This window comes from Crocosphaera sp. Alani8, from assembly GCF_038442745.1.
Classification (GTDB): domain Bacteria; phylum Cyanobacteriota; class Cyanobacteriia; order Cyanobacteriales; family Microcystaceae; genus Crocosphaera.
Map to the genome: position 1 here is coordinate 1 of NZ_JARVCN010000325.1, position 3614 is coordinate 3614.

The window sequence follows — 3614 nt, forward strand, 5'->3', positions numbered from 1 at the left end:
TTGGAGAAGCCCGCACTGTAACGGTACTCCGTTCAGTGTCGGGAGTCGTCACAAGTGTATGCTATCCTTAGCTAAAATCCCCTAATTAATTACTAAATCCCTATTTGGGTTATTATTACTTACTATTGAGCTTATGGATACCAAAAACTATCAAAATTATGTAGAGGAAATTCGTTTAGATCGCTATTTCGAGGTTCTTAAACGCCGTTGGTTGCCAATTTCTGTTATTTTTGCTACTTGTCTATCAGGAGCTGCATGGTTAATACTCAAATCGGGTAATTCTGAGTCCTATGGCTCTCGAGGAAAAATTTTACTCAAGGCTGATGCTTCAACATCTTTAACTCAAGTGGGGAGAGATCTCGGTTCTCTCAAACCCATAAGCCGTATCGATCCCCTAGAAAATCAAGCGGCTATTATAAAGTCCAGCTCTGTTTTAGGAACAGCACTCGAAAATATTCTTGAAAGTGAAGATATCTCTCTTGATAAGTTTCGAGACAATTTAACGGTCGAAAATCAGAGAGGAACCGATGTTTTAGTTGTTAGATACGAATCACCTGATCCCGATTTTTCTATTGTTGCCGTTGATCAGATCATGAACGCTTATATTAGGCACGATATAGAACTCAATCGTTCCGAAGCAACTTCAGCAAGGGAATTTATTGAACAACAAATTTCTACCGCTAAAAGCACGATGGACGAGTCTGCTAATGCGTTGCGTAAATTTCAATCAACTCATCAAATTGTTAACCTCACCGAGGAAAGTGAAGCCACTCTCAATGAAATTGTAACTTTAGACAACAAGATTAATGTTTTGCAGGCTCGTCTAGCGGCTTCAACGGTTCAACTAGAGGAACTACAAAGACAGTTAGGCATCCCTTTAAATCAAGCTCGACAACTAGATGCTCTTGACAACTCTCTTGAAGTACAAGCCTTATCACAAGAACTCTTAAGCGTACAAGCTAACTTAGCAGAAGAAAAAAGTCGATATACAGATAATTTTCCCAGTGTAGTTAATTTAAGAGAAAAAGAGGCCTATATACAAAGTCTTATTGCACAAAAAAGCCAAAATGTTGTTGGTCAAACACCAATTATGGGTAATGAGACAGAGGTTACCCCAGATGATCTTCAGATAAGCGATCTCAAGCGTCGGTTAATGAATCAGTCAATGGAGGTTCAAGTTGAGCGTTTAGGCCTTGCCAGTGAACTTCAATCATTGATAGATAGGCGAAAAATTATTTACAACAATTCTCTGAAGTTTCCTGACTTAAAAAGACGGCAACAAGAACTCCAATTGTTGTTAAAAACTGCGGAGAATAATTATGTGAACTTGCTAGAGCGACTTCAGGAGGCACAATTGGCTGAAAGTCAAGTGGTAAGCAATGCGGAAATTATTGAAAAGGCGCAAATATTTTATGATCCTGAATCTTCTGGGGGGGGAAGCACAACAAAATATTTGTTAGCGGCTGGTGTTGGTAGTTTATTTCTTGGCATTACCATTGCTTTTCTACTGGATATTTTGGACAAATCCATCAAAACTATATCAGAAGCAGAAGCCCTGTTTGATTATCCTGTTATTGCCATTGTTCCTCATCTTGAGCCATCTTCTATTTCAAAAAAAGACGTAGCTAAGTCTGTATCAAATTCTTCAGATCTATTTGTCACCTATCAACGACTTTATCTCAATATAAGCTCTAATCAATTAGAGAATCAGGGGTTAGGAACAGCTATGGGTATTTTCAGTTCTGTATCTGAAGAAGGTGTCTCGGATGTTTGCTCTGAGTTGGCTTTGACTATGTCTCAATTAGGAAAACGCGTCTTACTGATAGACACTAATTTTCAGAATCCAACCCAGCATCAGCGATGGAATATTAGTAATGAGAAAGGTATTTTAGATGTTATGGCAGGACAACAAGAATTGTTTGATGTATTACAAAAATTAGACAACGGTTTAACCTTACTTACAACAGGAAAGCTTATTCATAATTATTTAGCCTTACTGGATTCTGATAGGATGATGCACTTATTGAAAAACCTCCGAGAAAAGTATGACTACATTTTGTTTGATAGTCCATCACTAAGTGAGGGAATTGACAGCTTGATACTTGGTAAGCTTTTGGATGGCATATTATTTGTTGTCCGACCAAAACTTTTAGACTTACCTGAAGCCATGTCGGCTAAATCATCATTAGAGCGTTCTCAGATGAATGTGTTAGGTATGGTGGCAATAGAAAGTTGAAAATTAACACTTTTAGTATGTTTGAATCTTTGTTTTAACTGATTTTTACCATAAATTTGCTTATGAACACCATTTCAATTGCATTATCTTTCATAGAGGTGATTCCATTTTCCGTTGCTATTGTCTTTCTGATTTTAACCACAACTCTTCTTCTAGAAGTTCTTTTAGCTAGTGTATTCAACAAACCCCAAACTAGAAAAATGAAACTAGATGATAAACATTCATTAGCGGTGATTGTCCCTGCACACAATGAATCTAGCGGAATTGCCCCTGTTCTTCAGAATATTCAAGCTCAGTTACGTCAAGAAGATCGACTACTTGTTGTTGCCGATAATTGCACAGATGACACAGCAGACATTGCCCGCTCCTTGGGAGCAACGGTGGTGGAACGTCAGGATACCCAACGACGGGGGAAAGGATACGCATTGGACTTTGGTTTATCTGTCTTGTCAAAAAGTCCTCCTGATGTTGTGGTGATGATGGATGCTGACTGTTACGTTAGTGATGGCTCTTTACAAGATCTGGCCAGCGAAACGATCGCCACTGGAAGACCAACTCAAGCCATTTATCTCTTCAAATCTCCTAATTCCTCGAATGTTAAGGATTTAATCTCTACTTTTGCAATCAAGCTCAAAAATAAAATTCGTCCTTTGGGTTTTTTAAGGCTTGGGTTACCAAGTTTATTATTTGGCACTGGAATGGCTTTTCCTTGGTCTGTTTTCCATGAGGTTGATTTAGCCAACGGTCATATTGTAGAGGATATGAAATTGGGATTCGATTTATCTATTGCTGGATATCCTCCTCTGCTTTGTCCAGGAGTAAAGGTAATGGGGGAATTACCCGAAGCACAGCAAGCAACTGTTAGCCAGAGAACTCGCTGGGAACACGGACACCTGCAAGTTTTGCAAACTTATGTACCTCGTTTATTTTGGCAAGGAATTAAGCAAAATCGGATAACGCTGTTTTTGCAAGCTCTTGATTTATCGATTCCACCACTCTCTTTGTTAGTAGCTCTCTGGATCGTCGCTTTTAGTGGAACATTGATTCTTACTTTCATGGGGTTGAGTGCCACTTCCCTTGTTTGTATGTTGGTGTCTGGATTGTTTCTTTTTCTGGCTATTAGCGTAGCTTGGTTAAGATTTGCACAGGATGAATTACCTTTATCCAATATATTGTCTATCTTTTGGTACATTTTTAGTAAAATTCCCCTATATCTGAAATTCTTGAAGAAGCCTCAATCGAAATGGGTCAGAACCGAACGTTCGATATCAAAACATTGATTGATTAACATAGATTCAGAGAGTTGAGTAGCATTAGAGATCATGTAGTGACGACTCCCGACACTGAACGGAGTACCGTTACAGTGCGGGCTTCTCCA

The 3614-nt window shown here is 38.8% G+C and carries 2 protein-coding genes; both read left to right on the plus strand.

Going from position 1 to position 3614, the window contains the following annotated elements; translation table 11 throughout:
• Window positions 1-133 precede the first annotated feature (133 nt).
• On the plus strand, window positions 134-2236 hold the full coding sequence (locus tag P9B04_RS17115; RefSeq protein WP_342056189.1) for a GumC family protein: 2103 nt from the start codon (window positions 134-136) through the stop codon (window positions 2234-2236).
• A gap of 62 nt (window positions 2237-2298) precedes the next feature.
• Window positions 2299-3516: a glycosyltransferase family 2 protein gene (locus P9B04_RS17120; RefSeq protein ID WP_342056190.1), complete on the plus strand. Its 1218-nt coding sequence runs from the start codon at window positions 2299-2301 to the stop codon at window positions 3514-3516.
• Window positions 3517-3614: the final 98 nt, after the last annotated feature.